Source organism: Shewanella intestini, from assembly GCF_018221465.1.
Taxonomy (GTDB): domain Bacteria; phylum Pseudomonadota; class Gammaproteobacteria; order Enterobacterales; family Shewanellaceae; genus Shewanella; species Shewanella intestini.
Genome location: NZ_JAAIKR010000012.1, coordinates 1 through 16,296, shown reverse-complemented (window position 1 = coordinate 16,296; position 16,296 = coordinate 1). Strand labels below are relative to the sequence as shown.

General features: G+C 43.2%; 16 protein-coding genes. 9 read left to right on the top strand and 7 right to left on the bottom strand.

The features are described 5' to 3' along the window. The first annotated feature begins 201 nt into the window (after positions 1-201). From G3R48_RS12185 to G3R48_RS12160, 6 genes are all read left to right on the top strand, one after another. Positions 202-1,401 (top strand): multidrug effflux MFS transporter, encoded by a 1,200-nt coding sequence (locus G3R48_RS12185; protein WP_153664982.1) that lies wholly within the window; start codon positions 202-204, stop codon positions 1,399-1,401. Between the two features lie 30 nt (positions 1,402-1,431). Continuing rightward, positions 1,432-2,046 carry a tRNA-uridine aminocarboxypropyltransferase gene (locus G3R48_RS12180; RefSeq protein WP_153664980.1) on the top strand — a complete coding sequence of 205 codons (615 nt, stop codon included), beginning with the start codon at positions 1,432-1,434 and terminating at the stop codon, positions 2,044-2,046. Further along, entirely contained in the window at positions 2,043-2,441 is a 399-nt protein-coding gene (locus G3R48_RS12175; protein ID WP_228497469.1) for a hypothetical protein, read from the top strand. The genes G3R48_RS12180 and G3R48_RS12175 overlap by 4 nt, the downstream gene beginning before the upstream one ends. A gap of 2 nt (positions 2,442-2,443) precedes the next feature. Beyond that, positions 2,444-3,082: a class I SAM-dependent methyltransferase gene (locus tag G3R48_RS12170; RefSeq protein WP_153664978.1), complete on the top strand. Its 639-nt coding sequence runs from the start codon at positions 2,444-2,446 to the stop codon at positions 3,080-3,082. Positions 3,083-3,270: 188 nt separating this feature from the next. Further along, on the top strand, positions 3,271-4,599 hold the full coding sequence (locus G3R48_RS12165) for a M16 family metallopeptidase (protein ID WP_153664976.1): 1,329 nt from the start codon (positions 3,271-3,273) through the stop codon (positions 4,597-4,599). After that, positions 4,596-6,041 carry a M16 family metallopeptidase gene (locus G3R48_RS12160; RefSeq protein WP_153664974.1) on the top strand — a complete coding sequence of 482 codons (1,446 nt, stop codon included), beginning with the start codon at positions 4,596-4,598 and terminating at the stop codon, positions 6,039-6,041. The genes G3R48_RS12165 and G3R48_RS12160 overlap by 4 nt, the downstream gene beginning before the upstream one ends. A gap of 259 nt (positions 6,042-6,300) precedes the next feature. Here the strand turns inward: G3R48_RS12160 and G3R48_RS12155 are convergent, their stop codons facing one another. The 6 genes from G3R48_RS12155 to G3R48_RS12130 all read right to left on the bottom strand — a co-directional run bounded on the left by G3R48_RS12155 (position 6,301) and on the right by G3R48_RS12130 (position 11,639). After that, a complete protein-coding gene (locus tag G3R48_RS12155) occupies positions 6,301-6,633 on the bottom strand; it encodes a DUF2956 domain-containing protein (RefSeq protein WP_153664972.1) in 333 nt (110 codons plus the stop codon). Beyond that, positions 6,633-7,097, bottom strand: a complete 465-nt coding sequence (gene trmL / locus G3R48_RS12150) for a tRNA (uridine(34)/cytosine(34)/5-carboxymethylaminomethyluridine(34)-2'-O)-methyltransferase TrmL (protein WP_153664970.1) — start codon at positions 7,095-7,097, stop codon at positions 6,633-6,635. Before trmL ends, G3R48_RS12155 begins: the two co-directional genes overlap by 1 nt. Before the next feature lie 108 nt (positions 7,098-7,205). Beyond that, positions 7,206-7,937, bottom strand: coding sequence for a hypothetical protein (locus tag G3R48_RS12145; RefSeq protein WP_153664969.1), 732 nt, complete (start codon positions 7,935-7,937; stop codon positions 7,206-7,208). A gap of 165 nt (positions 7,938-8,102) precedes the next feature. After that, entirely contained in the window at positions 8,103-9,479 is a 1,377-nt protein-coding gene (locus tag G3R48_RS12140) for an ATP-binding protein (RefSeq protein ID WP_153664967.1), read from the bottom strand. Next, positions 9,479-10,168 (bottom strand): response regulator, encoded by a 690-nt coding sequence (locus G3R48_RS12135; RefSeq protein ID WP_153664965.1) that lies wholly within the window; start codon positions 10,166-10,168, stop codon positions 9,479-9,481. The genes G3R48_RS12140 and G3R48_RS12135 overlap by 1 nt, the downstream gene beginning before the upstream one ends. A 121-nt stretch (positions 10,169-10,289) precedes the next feature. Then, positions 10,290-11,639, bottom strand: a complete 1,350-nt coding sequence (locus G3R48_RS12130; protein ID WP_228497475.1) for a cytochrome C biosynthesis protein — start codon at positions 11,637-11,639, stop codon at positions 10,290-10,292. 469 nt (positions 11,640-12,108) lie between these two features. Between G3R48_RS12130 and G3R48_RS12125 the strand changes: the two genes are divergently transcribed. The 3 genes from G3R48_RS12125 (at position 12,109) to G3R48_RS12115 (ending at position 14,580) form a co-directional block, all read left to right on the top strand. Next, entirely contained in the window at positions 12,109-12,588 is a 480-nt protein-coding gene (locus G3R48_RS12125) for a Spy/CpxP family protein refolding chaperone (protein WP_153664961.1), read from the top strand. 415 nt (positions 12,589-13,003) lie between these two features. After that, entirely contained in the window at positions 13,004-13,885 is an 882-nt protein-coding gene (fieF, locus tag G3R48_RS12120) for a cation efflux pump FieF (protein ID WP_153664959.1), read from the top strand. A gap of 251 nt (positions 13,886-14,136) precedes the next feature. After that, complete coding sequence (locus G3R48_RS12115; protein WP_153664957.1) at positions 14,137-14,580, top strand: hypothetical protein; 444 nt, start codon at positions 14,137-14,139, stop codon at positions 14,578-14,580. Positions 14,581-15,182: 602 nt separating this feature from the next. On the opposite strand, the gene G3R48_RS12105 is transcribed toward G3R48_RS12115, so the two are convergent. Continuing rightward, positions 15,183-15,527: a hypothetical protein gene (locus G3R48_RS12105; RefSeq protein ID WP_153664953.1), complete on the bottom strand. Its 345-nt coding sequence runs from the start codon at positions 15,525-15,527 to the stop codon at positions 15,183-15,185. Positions 15,528-16,296: the final 769 nt, after the last annotated feature.

The window sequence follows — 16,296 nt, the reverse complement described above, 5'->3', positions numbered from 1 at the left end:
CATTTCGCTTAACATATTAGTGCAATGATTTTGTTATTTGGCAAATATGTTAGGCGATACTGTTATCACTTTTTACTCAAATTAAGTGAAATCGTTTATCAAACCAGCAAGCAAACTTTTATCTTAAGATGGATATTATTTCTGTTCATATCGCCATTGGTTTACACTGTCGCGGAAAACTTCCTTTTGAGCGTATAAATAATGAAACGTAACCTATTGCCAACACTAATGTTTATGGTGTTATTGAGTCCATTGGCAATTGATATCTACCTACCTTCTATGCCGATGATGGCAACCGATTATGGCGTTAGCCATAACCAAGTTCAATCTACGCTGGTATTATTTTTATTTGCCCTTGGCGTCGGACAAATATTAATTGGCCCGTTAGCTGATCGTTATGGTCGTCGTCCTATTGCCCTGTTTGGTATCGTGCTTTATGGACTAAGCAGCTGGGCGGGCGCGGTAGCAGAAAACTTCGAAGTATTACAGTTAGTACGAGTACTACAAGGCATTGGTGCATGTTCAACCTCCATTGTTGTGTTTAGCGCCGTGCGTGATTGCTATAACAGTAAGGAAAGTGTGCCGTTATACAGTTACCTTAATGGTGCTATTTGTGTGATCCCAGCGCTAGCGCCGACATTTGGTGGCGTATTGGCCATGCACTTTGGTTGGCGATCAACGTTTATTTTTATGAGCCTGTATGCTGTATTAGTGGCCGCGGTTGTTATCTTGCGCTTCCCTGAAACACGCCCAGCCAATACAGATAGCAGTGGTCCCTTGTACCGCTGGCATCGTTATAAGCCTGTGTTAAGTGATGGTCAGTTTGTGTTTTATGCCGGTGCTTGCATGATTGGTATGGCGTCAATTCTCACTTATGTTTCATACTCTTCTATTTGGTTAATTGGCCATTTACACCTGTCAAAATTAGCCTTTAGTGGGTTATTTGCGTTAAATGCGTCAGTGAATTTAGTCGCGTGTTTTTCTGCGCCTAAATTAGTCAAAAAAATTGGTAATCGCCCGAGTGTGATTATGGCGTTAGTACTGATGCTACTGGCAGCCATACTCGAAGCACTGCTACAACTATTTGGCCCACAAGCGGGCATGCCAGCGGCCTTAGGCTTTATGTTGCCAATGATTTTATTATGTGTGGGCTTTGCTATTTTATTAGGCCCTGCAACTTCGATGGCGTTGTCAGGTTTTGGCGAGCGAGCAGGTACTGCTGCTGCCATGCTTGGATTTATTCAAATGAGCGGCGCGTCAGTATTAACCGCAGTGATTCAGCTGACCCCTATCACAGCGCCTTGGGCGGTTGTTGTTGTCCTTGGTTGCACCTCGACGTTATATTTAGTGCTAATGGTGATGCCACAGCTAAAGCATTGTCATCAAGAGAAACATGGATAAAACGACGTTAATTATCCGAGAAGGTTTGTTATGGCGAGAGTGATGTGTCAGCAATGTCGCTACCCACAAAACGCATGTGTTTGCCATGCCATTACACCGTTAACGGTTAACACTGAGGTGGTGGTATTACAGCATCCTTCAGAGGTGAATCACGCCAAAAACAGCGTAAAACTCATGGGGTTGGTATTAGCAAACCTTAGAGTAGATGTTGGCGAGTCAGCGGCAGATTTTGCGCCGCTACAAGCCTATTTAGCCAGCGTAAATAAACCGGTTTACTTAGTTTATCCCAATGAAAGCAGCCAAACGGTTGCACAAGCGGGGGCAGCACAAGACTGCGTCATTTTACTTATTGATGGTACATGGAAAAAAGCCTATCGCATACTGCAACTTAACCCGTGGTTACTCACATTTCCGGCTTTGCATCTTGATGTCAGTGACGCTTCGCAATACATCATTCGTAAAGCCAAACGCGCGGATAGTTTATCGACCCTTGAAGCCACCGCGTATGTCTTAAACGCTTTAGCACCGCAACTTGACCCACAACCCCTGTTTGCAGCTTTAGATGCAATGGTGCAACATAGACTCAATGCTATGCCCTACGCTGTTAGGAAGCGATATGGCACCACGACTAAGGATGAATCATGAATCGCAAATTCAAAACCCAGTTAACTGTTGTATTGAGTGTATTAGGGTTATCACTTTTTAGTGTAACGACCATCGTGCATGCAAGTAGTGATGAAAAACCCCGTTTAAAAATGACCTTAAAAGAAAAGGCTGATGAAGGGCGCAAAGCGTCTCAACAAACCGAGCGTGACCAATTACAAAAAGCGCGACAAGCAGCGCGAGAAACCCAAGCTCGTGAACAAGATATTTTAGCCAATCAACAACCTGAAGAGTGGGAAAGCGAGCAACGTAAAAAAGCGCAAGCTCAATTTAGTGAGCGCACCTCACGTGAACAGCAATATCTTGAGCAGGCGCGTGAAGCCGCTAAAAAAGAGCGTAAAATCCCCGAAGAAGAAACACTTGCAGAGAAAGACTAACCTTGCCAACTTGCCCATTGTGTTTACATGAAAATCTGGATGAATTTCATCAAGATAAGCATCGCCAATATTGGCAATGTCCTATTTGTGATTTAGTGAGTGTACCCGCCTCATTTCATTTATCTGCTGATGCAGAAAAAGCCGTTTACGACTTGCACGATAACGCTTTTGCTGATGAAGGTTATCAGCGATTCTTATCGCGCACGCTAACGCCATTATTGCAGCGTGTACCGCAAGATGCCGTTGGGCTTGATTTTGGTTGTGGTGAGGGCGCAGTATTAAGCCATATGGCGGCCAAACAAGGGGTGAAAGTGCATAATTATGATTTGTACTATCACCCATTTGCCGAGCGGTTGACTGGCCAATATGACTTTATTTGTTTAACCGAGGTCATTGAACATATTTATGATGCACATGGCTTAATTGAGCAATTAACCCACATGCTCAAACCCGGTGGCATATTGGCTGTGATGACCAAAAGAGTCTTAGGTCATGCTGAATTTATTCATTGGCACTATAAAAATGATCCAACCCACATTAATTTTTACAGCCAAACCACCTTTGAGTGGATTGCAAAGCAGCATGACGGTTGGCAATGCGAAGTTATCGATAAAGATGTGGTATTTATTACCTTAGCGTAATCCCCTCGCGTTATTCCCTTGAAATTATTTAACGGCATGGCCGTTAAATAATAGTTTACATATTCTGAAACAAATCAATCCCTTTTGTTACTGTCTAAGGATTCACAACGGCAGTGTAACGCGTTAATTTGAATGATAAAACATATGGATGAAGCCACTTTTTGCTGGCTTTACGTAAGGAGAATTCAATGAAACGCACACTCTTGGCGTTTGCTTTAGTGGCAGGGTTGTTTACAACACTTTCTACTCAAGCGACAACCCGTGCCGATGTCGACAGTTTTACGTTAGATAACGGTATGAAAATTATGGTGTTAGAAGACAGCACCATACCTAATGCCAATATGTATCTATTTTGGAAAGTCGGCTCACGTAATGAAGTACCGGGCATTACGGGGATTTCGCACTTTTTTGAACACATGATGTTCAATGGATCGAAAAAATATGGCCCTAAAATGTTTGATCGCACCATGGAAGCCGCTGGTGGCGCAAACAATGCTTACACCACCGAAAACGTCACCGTGTATACCGATTGGTTCCCTGCAAATGCGCTAGAAACCATTTTTGACCTTGAAGCTGACCGTATCGCTCATCTTGATATTGACCCTGACATGGTTGAAAGTGAGCGCGGCGTGGTGCAGTCAGAGCGTACCACTGGCCTTGAAAACTCTAACTGGCGAGCAATCAGTGAAGCCGTAAAAGGGGTCGCGTTTCAAGCGCATCCTTATCGTTGGTCAGTTATTGGATATGAGTCCGATATTGCCGCGTGGAGTTTAGAGGACTTACAGCAATATCACAAAACCTATTACGCGCCGAATAACGCCGTGGTAGTGATTGCTGGTGACGTTAAACTTGATAACGTGAAAAAGCTAGCTAAGCAATACTTTGGCCCCATTCCTGCTCAAGTGCCGCCTAAAGCTGTGCGCACCGTTGAGCCATTGCAAAAAGGAGAACGCCGCGTATTTTTGCAAAAAGCGTCGGTAAGTACGCCTAACGTCATGTTGGCTTATCATGTACCTGCAACCAGCCATGCGGACTATTATGCGCTGGATTTATTGAGCGCTATTTTAAGCCAAGGCAATAGCTCAAGATTATATAAAAACTTGATAGATAAACAAATTGCCGTTGCGGCAGATACTCATATGCCAATGTCGTTTGACCCTAACCTGATGTACATCATGAGTGTGGCAAACCAAGGTGTAAGCGCCGAACAATTAGAGCAAGCTTTAATTGCACAAGTTAATCTGATTGGCGCGCAAGGTGTCACACAACAAGAACTTGATAAGGTAAAAAATGCCAAGTTGATTAATTTTTATCGCAGCATGGAAACCATTAATGGCAAGGCGAACACCTTAGGCACATACGAATTATTCTTTGGTAGCTATGAGCAGTTATTTAATGCACCACAAGCTTACAACAAAGTGACGGTCGCCGATATTCAGCGTGTTGCTCAAACCTATTTAATAAAAGCCAATCGTTCGGTCGGTGTGTTAGCGGCTAATGAGGAGGCTGACCAATGAAAAATCAACAATCAATGAAACTGTCGATGTTAGTGCTTGCTTGTACACTTGGGCTTTCTGCTTGTAGTACTACGCAAATGGCCTCAAATACAACCAATACTGTTGCGAATACTGGCCATTCTTTTGCTATGCCAGCATATGAAACCTTAACCTTAGATAACGGTTTAACCATTAAGTTGATGGTGCGACCACAAGTGCCGCTAATTACCTTTAACGCGGTGGTAAAAGCCGGTGCGGTAAATGATACCAGCGCAGGGTTAGCCAACATGACGGCGAATAGCCTAATGCTGGGCGCAGGCGGTAAAACGAAAGCGCAAATAGAGCAAGAACTTGATTTTATCGGCGCTAAAATTGTCACTCAAGGGGCAATGGATGGCAGTTACGTCAGCAGTAACTTTATGAGTAAAGACCTGCAAACTGTACTGCCTATATTTAATGATGTATTGCGTCATCCAGATTTTAATGACACCGAATTTGCCAAGTTACAACAGCGTAATGTGGTGGGCTTAGCACAAGCGAAAGAAAGCCCACGTCAGGTCATTGGGCGTTACTACAATCAACTGGTTTTTGGTGAGCATCCCTACGCGAATGCGCCTTCAGGTAATGCCAAATCTATCGCGCAAATGACCATTAATCAATTGCGCGCTTTTCATAAAAGTTATTACCAACCTAGCAATACTGAATTAAGTGTTGTTGGTGACTTTAACCTTAATGAAATGAAAGCATTATTAACAAAGACCTTTGCTGACTGGCAAAATACTGAAGCGGTACTTAGGCCTGATTTAAGCCAAAACTTGCCGCAACTGACCACTAGCCGTGTGTTATTAGTTGATAAGCCTGATGCCATTGAAACCACCTTCTTAATTGGCGGGGTTGGTGTGCGTAAAGACAATGCCGATTTTGTTGGCTTAACTGTGGTTAATACCATTTTAGGTGGCCGTTTTACCTCGTGGTTAAATGATGAATTGCGGGTTAATGCTGGGTTAACCTACGGTGCGCGTTCAGCATTTGTAAGCTATGCCGATGCAGGCGTGTTTAGAATTAGCTCTTTCACCAAAACTCAAACCACTAAAGCGGCGATGGATTTAGCTTTAAAAACCTATTCTCGTCTTTGGGAACAAGGTATTGACCAAGCCACGTTAGACTCGGCTAAAGCCTATGTAAAAGGGCAGTTCCCACCGCAGTTTGAAACCAATGGCCAGTTAGCTGGCTTAATGTCAGACCAATATATTTATGGTGTCGATGATGACTATATTAATGCGTTTCAAGCGCGAGTAGACGGGCTCACTCTTGAGCAAACTCAAGCATTAGTCGCTAAGTATTTCCCTAAAGAGAAGCTGCAATATGTGTTGATTGGTAATGCAGATAAAATTAGGGCGCTTGCCAAGCAATACGGCGAGGTAACTGAGGTTGCTATTACCGATAGTGGCTTTGGCGGTTAATTTCGGCTGTTGATATCACGGCGCGTAGCGGGTAAATCCATATAGGGTTTACCTTAAGCGTTGATGTTAATGAAACGGAGAATAAAAATGGCTCACCAAAAGAGTAGTCATACTCGGTGAGCCATTTTTTATGCTTAGTGCTTTTACGCAATCACAGTAATGGTCAATGTTAGTGGCATTTCGGTATGTATATACCGTTATTCACTTAGCGGTGTGTCCACTAACCTTGCCAGAACAGGACTCATAAATAGCGGCAAGATTAGCCTTGAGTTAACAGATAACCTATTGCGCACCAACTGCCAATCAATAACAGCAATAATATCTTAGCAACGGCGGTGAACTGGGGGGTGGGTAACTCATCATGTTCAAGCTCTAGCTCATCACTAACATGGTGCTTTTGCTTTAATTGCTGTTTACGGTGTTTATCACGTTCACGCGCTTTTACTTTTTGCTGTTTTTTATATTCAGCAATGCCTTTTTCAATACCGGTCGCAATCAGTTTGGTTTGCTCTTTTGTTTGCCCCGGCTTTTGGGTCGCTTTAGCCACGCGCATTGCTTGCTGTTGAGTTTCCGATGATGCTGACTTTGCCATTACAGTGCCCCGACATAGTCAATTTGACGCCAAGCTTCATAACTAATAATTGCCACTGAATTAGACAGGTTTAAGCTACGGCTAGTACCGGCCATTGGAATACGTAAACGCTGCTCTAACGGCGTCGCATTAATGATATCCATCGGTAAACCGCGGGTTTCAGGGCCAAATAACAATACATCGTCAGCTTTAAAAGCAATTTCACTGTGTGGACGACTGCCTTTGGTGGTGCAAGCCATAATGCGTTTGCCTGCCATTGCTTCAAGAAATTCTTGATAGTTTTTATAGCGGGTAACACAGGTGAGATCTTTATAATCTAAGCCAGCACGGCGGAGTTTTTTTTCTTCTAAATCAAACCCGAGAGGCTCAATTAAATGCAGCTGCGAGCCGTTGTTAGCACACAAGCGAATAATATTACCCGTATTTGGGGCAATTTCGGGTTCGTATAAGGCAATATGAAACATGAGCAGTCCGCTGAGAAAATGACGGGGAATTATAGCCAAAGTGCTGGCTAATTGGTATGGCTCTATGTGCGTTAGCTGGGTTTATGGCAGCGGCGCTAATCACAGGTGTTAGTAAAAACCAAATATCCGTGACGACTGCGCACCAGGCGGTAAGCTGACATTATCGGTATCTTTAGTAAAACGTTTTACCACAAAGCCTTGTTGCTTAAGAATATCAATTGCGACCTTGGCCGTTTTACATTGGTTGTTAAACCAAATTCCCATCGGAAACTGGCGATAAGTCATGCTGGAGGCTTGTAATAACGCAGATGACAGGTTCATGCTATCGGCGGCCACATCAATTGCGTGGGTATCACCGTAAATATAGTCAACTTGGCCGTTGATTAACGCAGCTACTGCTTGGGGGAGTGAGGCGACAACGTTAACCGTTGCACCTTGCGCAATGAAAGCACTGGTGACACTTTTAGGCGCAATCATTCTTAGCTGCGCAATCACTTTTGCATTTAACTCATTGCCGACAAATTCTTTGGGTTCAATAAGACGGTGCAGACGCAGTTGGATTAATTCTGGTTTGGTGATCACTAGAGTGTGTTGCGGTTTCGCTGGGGCTGGGGGATGAAAACTTGCACACCACTGGTTGTCTTGAACCATCTTAAACGCTTGATCAATTGGCTGAAAATTAGCTGAAAAAAGAATATCAGTGTCGTCAAAGGCACGTTTGAGGACTAAGTAAGACTCGCCGAAATCATCGAGTTTTTGGCCTAAATATGGCGGGTAGTCAAACGCAATAACGCCAAGGGGTTGCGGATCACCTTTTGCTTGCACAGGGTAGGTTGTCATGAGCAAAAAATAACATAAAACTGAAATCGACTGACGCATAGACTTAATTCAAATATTCAACATGTAACAACATGCTAACATTTGTATGCAATTTAAGCAGGCTTGTCTAGAAAAATTTATAAGTTAGGTTAATCGTATAGGGCATTATGCGACTGATGGCTGATATTAAGTGGGGTTAGTTCGCGGTAACGTTAAGGTGACACACAAGCCATGAGGGGAAACGTTGGCCGCACTAATGTGGCCTTTATGTGCTTGCACCGCCGCTTGAGTAATGGCAAGGCCTAAGCCCCAGCCGCCTGACTCTCGATCTCTGGCTGAATCTGGGCGATAAAACGGCGCAAAAATCGCTTCAAGTTCTTTGTCGTCGATGCCGGGGCCGTCGTCAGTAACCGTAATGACAATCTCATTTTGATTTTCAATAGCATTAATGTTGATGTTACTGGCAGCGTAACGGATAGCATTACGCAATAAGTTTTCAATTGCCCGCGCCAATGCTTTGGGTTGGTGTGCCACTCGTAAGGTCTCTGGAATGGTAATGTTAAGCTGTTTTTGCTGTTGCTCTGCTTCAAACTCGGCATCATCTAACACCTGACTTAAGGTTTCGGCCAGTTCAATATCCATCATTGTCGTGCTGGCATTTAAGGTTATTCGCGACAGGCTTAATAGCTCGCCAATAAGTTCATCAATTTGCTCAGCTTCATAGCTTATACGGTCAAACTCATTGACCTGAGAATGTTTTTTACGGGCCAAGGCTAAGGAGAGTTGCAATCGAGTTAGTGGCGTGCGTAATTCATGAGAAATATCCCCCATTAACCGTTGTTGGTTATTTATCATGTTTTCAATCGCGTCGGCCATGGCGTTAAAGGCAATGGCAAGTTCGCCCATTTCATCGTTTCTGCCAGTGGTTTTACTGTCAACACGGCTAGACAAATCACCGGCAGCTAGCGCATTGGCACTGTGTTTTAGAGTGCGTAATGGTTTGCCTAAATACCAAGCTAGAAACCCGCACAATAACCCAGACAATAAAATCGCTAAACCTGCGCTGAGGAGTTTATGGTCGGCAAAAAATAAAAACCAAGGTCTGGGATGATGATTGGTGAAACGGCCATAAAGGGTGAAGGTTTTGTGTTGATAGTTAAATTTATAAGGACCAAACATCAATTGGTCACGAAATTGATGGCTAATAGGATGGCCTACATCTTCAGTCATTAATACAAAAAAACGTAATGGCCTAGATGGGCGACGTGAGTTTAAAATACGCCCTTGATCGTTCATTAAATAAAACCGTACCTGTCCATATTCATGGTGCTTGCCTTTGGTTAACTGTTTAATGGATTCAGGGCTAAATGGCCGAGGAGACTGCTTAAACCGCTTGGCGACATCTGCCAGTATTTGTTCAAATTCAGGTGATAATTGCGAACGGTCATGATTTTGTTCAATTAATGGTAGCAGTGCAAATAGTCCAATAAGTATTGAGCTGCACAGCCAAAAACCAAGCAACAATTTTACGAATAAGCGACTTACTGGACTAAATTTAATCATTAAGGTAACCAGATATAACCTTTACCACGCAAGGTTTTCACCCGGGGTCTGCCATCGGTACGATCAGGGATCTTTTTACGCACATTTGATAAATGCATGTCGATACTGCGATCAAAAGGCATTAATTTTTTACCTAACACTAGTTCGCTTAATTGCTCCTTAGTAACAAGCTCGCCGGCTCGATTAATTAAGTGATATAACAATAAAAACTCAGTGCCTGTTAATACAATGGGACGTTCATTACAAAACACTTCTTGGCGATTTTTATCCAGGATTAAATCACCCATTTGGATGTTGTCTTGTTGGTTATTCAGTTCTGTGTCCACAATTTGTGAACGGCGTAAAATGGCCTTTATGCGGGCAATTAATTCACGGTCATTAAACGGTTTAGGTAAGTAATCGTCTGCGCCAATTTCAAGCCCCACTACGCGATCAATTTCATCACCTCGGGCTGTGAGCATTAATACTGGGGTACTGGTTTCTCGGCGTAACGCTTTAAGCACATCAAAGCCATTTAGCTTAGGCAGCATGACATCTAAAAGGATTAAGTCGTAATTTGACTGTAATGCCATTTCAAGCCCTTGTTCACCGTCATAGGCTTGGCTTAAGTTAAAGCCTTCTAGCTCAAGTAGTTGGGTTAGAAGTTCTGACAGACCAATGTCATCATCGACAAGTAAAATACGGTTCATTGAGTTCCTTACAAATAGCTGCAATGAGGTAACTAAACGCATGTAGTGAGTGGCAAAACTTTAGCGCAATGCTGACATGAAGGAAATCAACATTGCACTATTTTACAAACGCAACGCCAGCTTAGCCATTGTTTTTAAGTAAGCTATTTTTGACTTTACTGACAATCAATGTCAGTACAATGGAACCTAAAATCAAACCAATAGAAACGACCGGGTTTTGCAAGGTATCAGGGTCTAGCACTAACATACTGCCTAAACCAAACATCATGATACCGGACATCAGCTTAAGCACTTCGCCTTCTTTTTCGGTCAGTTTACGTTTACCAAGGGTTGCTGAGAACACAATCACAATGGTCGCCAATGGAATCACGTAGACAATGTTATAGGCCACAAGATACATGTAGCGTTCAGCGGTGTCTAAGTTGGCCATTGAAAGCACCGAAGTGTAAATCATCGGGAAGCCGGCAGTGCACAATAGTTCATAAGCATTGGCCAAAATAGCCAAGACAGTCGAGCCCACAATCATGGTTGGCAGTGAACTGGCTTTAGACAATTTGCCCATGCGTTTGATTAAACTGCCTCGATTTTCGACTGACATTGATAAACTCACGTCACCGCGGCCATAGAAAAAGTCTTTTATATTCACCACCGCAGCGACCAATGCCAACAAACCGGCACAGGTAATAATAATGCCGCCGTCACTGCCGCCCAGTAGTTGGAATAGGTTTAACCAAGCGCTCATAAAGATGAAATAAATAAAGCCGGAGAAAAACACAAATATGCCGCCGACTAATAACATGCGTTTACGACTGCCAGCGTTGACCATAATGCTGAGTAAAAATAATAAAACGAAAAATGCACACGGATTAAATGCATCAACACCACCGAGTACGACTGTCAGTAGCGGTAAAGACATTTTCTCAGGATGAACTGCGCCAATAAAGGGAATATCAACGGGTTGCACTGCAGGTGCTGCGCTAGTGTTGTCCATGCCACAAGCGCTGGCGTCAGTGTTGGCAGTATCGCCTGTCTCTGAGCAGGTGCCAAAAAATGGCTGCTCAGCACTGGTGGTTTGGCTAAAAAAGTCATCAAGGCTATCGCCCACTACGCCCGTGCCGCCAGATTGGTGATAACACGCCTCTAAACGTTCGATAATAAACCGCCCTGTCACGTCATGGCTGTTGTAACCCACAATGGCTTCACCGCAGACGGCAAAGTAAGGCACTGAGCGAGGCTCAACGCCGGTTTTTTCGCCCATTGCCATCAGTTTATCAACGTTGCCTTGTTCGCTAATAAGGTAATCATCAAGCTCTATCCAGTCGACTCGCTCGGCTAAGGCGTCGATAAAAGGGTGAGCTTCACGGCAATGAGGACAGGTTTGTGACCAAAAAAAATGTAATTTTACTTCAGGTTGGCCATCGGTTTTGTGGCTGACCCATAATGGATCTTGGCTGTTTTGCGCTTGAGCCATACCGCTCAATGTCAACGTTGTTAATATAATGAAAATATTAGCGAGCAATTTATACATGATGAATCTCAAATGGGGTGTATGCGATCTATTTTAAGTTGATGGTGGTAAACGTTAATCTTTTAGTTGGCTATTTGTTAGCTACCTCGCATAAATATTTTGCTTATGTAGAGTTTTTGGTGAGTTGTTAAAAAATTAATTTGAAAATCTGCTAAATGAGACGAGATAAGGGCTGTCGCTAAATTAGAGTTTCAATGGTTTGCTATTTCAAATGCTAGGCGATGGTTAATGTCTGTTGTGGTTTTTATAAGGCGGCAGTGGATGCTGGTATTGTTATTTGTGCTGGGGTTAGCTTTACATTGCTTTACGCTTTGGACACGCTGTTTGACATTGCCACTGCTAAGATGAGCCTCAAGTTAATTGAATTTGTTCAAGCCCCCTTAATTGAATGTAATACCAAAAGGACACGATTATGAGTAAAGGTTTATCGATTGCCACTGCAGTTGCTGTATTAGTTGGTTCAAGCTTTGTTATGTCACCTGTCTTTGCCCAAGATACGGCTCAGGTAAGCCCCCAAAAGACAGAAAAACAGGCTAAGCATCATGGCAAAAAACATCACTCAATGCATAAAATGTTGCGTCGTTTGTCATTAACAGACGAACAAAAAACGCAAGTTAAAGCCATTGTCGGTAAGTACACGACTACGACGTCAAAAGAAGACAAAGAAGCAGCTAGAGATGAGCATCAACAACATATTGTGGATTTAGTCACCGCACCTAGCTTTGATGCAACGCAAGCCCAATTAATCATTGAAGCACATCAAGCGAAATCTGAGCAGCAAATGCTAGACAAGTTAAGAATGCAAAACGAAATTTACAACCTGCTAGATGCTGAGCAACAAGAGAAGTTCAAAAAGATGCTAACTAAAGGCAAACGTCGTCATCATAGATAATCTTGTGTAATAACGATGCTCCTCCCCAGACGTCGTTATATGACATAAATTATCCGTTGTTGATAGCCTTTATTGCAGCGAAGCCACAATTGTTATTGTGGCTTTTTTCGATTTTTTCTGTGCTTTATTTCTTACTGTTAACCTCAAGAGGTTTGATGCTTGACTGATGACTGATGACTGATGACTGATGACTGATGACTGATGACTGATGACTGATGACTGATGACTTTTGGACGTGTTTTTTTGATTATGCTCATATCTATTAATGGTAAATTTTGTCCTGATAAGGTTATGGATAAATAATCCCATCTTGTCCGATAAACGTCGGGTGAAAATGGTAAACTTTATCGCTTAATCGTCACCGCAGCGCTATATTTTGTTGCAATACACCTCTGCTACTTGGGCTTTCTTTATTATGAATCCACCTTCAAAATCCGCGTCTGAATATGAGTTTTGGGTCAAACTTGCCAGCCGTGCTGCCGTTATCACCGCCTTTAGTTTAATTGTACTTAAGCTTATTGCGTGGATGTATTCTGGCTCAGCCAGTATGTTAGCGTCATTAACTGACTCCTTTGCTGATGCCCTTGCTTCTATTGTCAACTTTATTGCTATCCGTTATGCCATTGTGCCACCTGATAGCGAGCATCGTTACGGCCACGGCAAAGCAGAACCATTGGCGGCGTTAGCCCAATCGGCATTTATCTTAGGTTCGGCTTTTTTACTGTTGTTTTATGGTGGTGATAAGTTGATTAACCCCGTTGCTGTTACCCAAGCAACCTTGGGGGTTGTGGTGTCACTTGTTGCAATTTTGATGACATTAGGCTTGGTCATGCTGCAGAAAAAAGCCTTAGCCAAAACCAATAGCACCGTTATTGAGGCTGACGCTTTGCACTATAAGTCAGACTTATTGCTCAACGGCGCTGTGCTGTTAGCGTTAGTATTAGCCCAATATGGCTGGTGGTGGGCTGATGGTCTGTTTGCCGTTGCCATTGCTATTTTTATTGGTCAACAAGCTGTGAGTCTTGGCTACCGTTCAATTCAAAACCTACTTGATCGTGAATTAGGCCCGCAAGCTCGCCAGCAGATTATTGATGTCGTTAACCAAGACCCGCAAGTAAAGGGCATTCATGACCTACGCACCCGCGAAGCAGGTAACACCACATTTGTGCAAATGCATTTAGAGCTGGACGGTAATTTAGCATTAGTGCACGCCCATGACATTGCCGATGCCGTTGAAGCCCGAGTGGCAGACTTATTTGATGATGCGCATGTGATTGTGCACCAAGACCCTGTTTAATGCGCAATCGCACACGGAATATAAAAGGCGATTGCGCGAAGTCAAAGAGATGACATTCAGCCGTAAAAAAATAACTTTCAGGGCTTGATCCTGAGAATTATTTTGCTAAATTTGACCATGTTGAACACGGTGGTTTTTTCGCGATGTTTTGCTCAATTTTACCGCCATCAACAATGATATTTATCGGCAGTTATTATTAACAATAACGTTTTCTGTTTCCAGTATGTGTTGATTGAAGGGTGTTAGCATATATGTTTAATAAAGCGACAAAACAGCTTTGGTTTGGTGAGTTACGCACCGTTAGAGGCAATACCGTGGTGATTTATGATGGACGATTACCTGAAGCCTCACCTGGCAGATTATATTTTTATCACAGTGGCCGTGACGCCATCATTGAGTTTGTAGAAGACATAGTTAAACCCAACTTGTATGAATTAGATGATGCGCAAACTCAGGCAGCTAAAGACAGTTATTTGCATGCATGGGAGAAAAGTCGTCAGGCGTTTGTTGCTGCAAACCTTTCCCGATTTGATGCCTCAGACATACCAGATAGCGGCCCTGCACCGAAGCCCAAAGCAAAGCCAGATGAAGAGGCTGAGCCAGTGGCAGAGGTTGAGGATTATGTCGACACTGATGACGATGAAAAAGACGAAGATTTCGACGATATGGGCGACAATCTAGACGACATGGATTAGCGATTATCGGTAACGGCGATAACCTTGTTAGCTGCCATTGAAGCGTCGTTATGTTACGAAAAAAGGAATAACCATTTGGTTATTCCTTTTTGTTTTTGTCGCCAAATTCAACGCTTAAGTTGATGCTCAACCAATCAACCAATCAACCAATCAACCAATCAACCAATCAACCAATCAACCAATCAACCAATCAACCAATCAACCAATCAACCAATCAACCAATCAACCAACCAATTAACCAATCAACCAATTAAGCAATCAAGCAATCAATCCATCGACCAACCAATCAACCAACCACTCGTCCAGTTGTGCGACCATAATAAACATTGATAAAAAAATTAGCGTTTTCTTGAAAGGTGATAAGGCAATAGTTTGATAATTTATCTGAGCATGAAAGTTATTTTTTAATAATAAAGTTTGAGCACTTCTGGACATAAACGTTTTAAAGCTAAATTCTAAAAGTGACTTTTGGTATTAGGGTAGATATGGCAATCGGATATACGGTAATGCCTGCATTAAGCGGACTAAAATAGCTGGTTAAAATTAGCGAGGAACGAGCACAGCCAGCTGTTTGACGCCATAGTCTCTTGTTATATGCTGACTTACTCAGGTTCAACAGAGTTACTTGTTGCCCAAGATGGCCAGCCAACTTGACGAAATAATTTAAAAATGAGTTGCTGGTATAAAGCTACCATTTCTAATGCGCGATCAACAGTTGGACATACACAACTGAATTCATAGTCACATTTGACCACAACTCTAAACCAGTCTTCATCTTTAAATTTTTCAGGGGAAATACTTGTCTCGGTATAAGTAGAAATGCGCCATTCAACACATTCCTCCCAGACCCCACCTTTTTCTATTGCATCTAATACGGCATGTTTTTGATGTGATACATCACCACTTTTTAAAAGTTTGGAAAGGTAATCATCCTCTGATTTAAACATCTAACTCCCTTAAAGCATATAACGCCCAAAGCACAGGCGCGAACGCAGTGGGCGTCCAGCCCGCGTCTTTTGCGGGCGATTGTGCCTTTGCTTGTGTACGCCCAGCATGGGCATGAACTAATGAGGTGAAAGTCCTCTGTAGGAAGGTCACCGTTCAATAACATGCTGTTATTAAACGTTAACTACTAGCGAATGGCAAGGGCTTATCCGTGAGGGTTGGTCTAAAGGAAGCCGCTAGCAAATTTGCGAGCTGATGAACAAGAACATCATATGAGGCGTAGGCTAGAGGAGAGTTGGCACAAGACGACGAAACCACGTGATCTAATGGCCACCGTAAATGATGCAGCAGTGCAAAGAAAGTTCATGCTCTTATCTGGGGAGATCTGTTTAACACGCGATCGGTCATTAACCAGTGAGGCTCTGGTTTACAAGTGCCTTGGCTTTTCAACTTCATCGACTGAAAAGAGCGAACCAGATGAAAACCGATAGCGCATGACGGGGTAACTTGGCATGTGATTAAGCAGAAGTCAGCAGACGGCATAGTAGCCCAACGCCCATCGTAATGGATGGGATAGCATACCCCGTGTCAGTGTAGTGGGTACATGGTGAAGGCCTGAACATTTAGAAGAAGGAGGAGTCTTGTCAAACTTGTCGATACCCACTACGTCGCCAGACGATTACTATCGGCAGCGTATTGATATGCAACCGGCCTTCAACAGCGATTTATTTCAACAATTGCTCGAACCTGAGAATCTACACCGAGCGTGGC

Excerpts from the sequence above, each read along its gene's own strand:
- G3R48_RS12185 (WP_153664982.1), top strand. The coding sequence starts at position 202 with ATGAAACGTAACCTATTGCCAACACTAATGTTTATGGTGTTATTGAGT.
- G3R48_RS12180 (WP_153664980.1), top strand. The coding sequence starts at position 1,432 with ATGGCGAGAGTGATGTGTCAGCAATGTCGCTACCCACAAAACGCATGT.
- G3R48_RS12175 (WP_228497469.1), top strand. The coding sequence starts at position 2,043 with ATGAATCGCAAATTCAAAACCCAGTTAACTGTTGTATTGAGTGTATTA.
- G3R48_RS12165 (WP_153664976.1), top strand. The coding sequence starts at position 3,271 with ATGAAACGCACACTCTTGGCGTTTGCTTTAGTGGCAGGGTTGTTTACA.
- G3R48_RS12160 (WP_153664974.1), top strand. The coding sequence starts at position 4,596 with ATGAAAAATCAACAATCAATGAAACTGTCGATGTTAGTGCTTGCTTGT.
- G3R48_RS12155 (WP_153664972.1), bottom strand. The coding sequence starts at position 6,633 with ATGGCAAAGTCAGCATCATCGGAAACTCAACAGCAAGCAATGCGCGTG.
- trmL (WP_153664970.1), bottom strand. The coding sequence starts at position 7,097 with ATGTTTCATATTGCCTTATACGAACCCGAAATTGCCCCAAATACGGGT.
- G3R48_RS12145 (WP_153664969.1), bottom strand. The coding sequence starts at position 7,937 with ATGACAACCTACCCTGTGCAAGCAAAAGGTGATCCGCAACCCCTTGGC.
- G3R48_RS12140 (WP_153664967.1), bottom strand. The coding sequence starts at position 9,479 with ATGATTAAATTTAGTCCAGTAAGTCGCTTATTCGTAAAATTGTTGCTT.
- G3R48_RS12135 (WP_153664965.1), bottom strand. The coding sequence starts at position 10,168 with ATGAACCGTATTTTACTTGTCGATGATGACATTGGTCTGTCAGAACTT.
- G3R48_RS12130 (WP_228497475.1), bottom strand. The coding sequence starts at position 11,639 with ATGGCTCAAGCGCAAAACAGCCAAGATCCATTATGGGTCAGCCACAAA.
- G3R48_RS12125 (WP_153664961.1), top strand. The coding sequence starts at position 12,109 with ATGAGTAAAGGTTTATCGATTGCCACTGCAGTTGCTGTATTAGTTGGT.
- fieF (WP_153664959.1), top strand. The coding sequence starts at position 13,004 with ATGAATCCACCTTCAAAATCCGCGTCTGAATATGAGTTTTGGGTCAAA.
- G3R48_RS12115 (WP_153664957.1), top strand. The coding sequence starts at position 14,137 with ATGTTTAATAAAGCGACAAAACAGCTTTGGTTTGGTGAGTTACGCACC.
- G3R48_RS12105 (WP_153664953.1), bottom strand. The coding sequence starts at position 15,527 with ATGTTTAAATCAGAGGATGATTACCTTTCCAAACTTTTAAAAAGTGGT.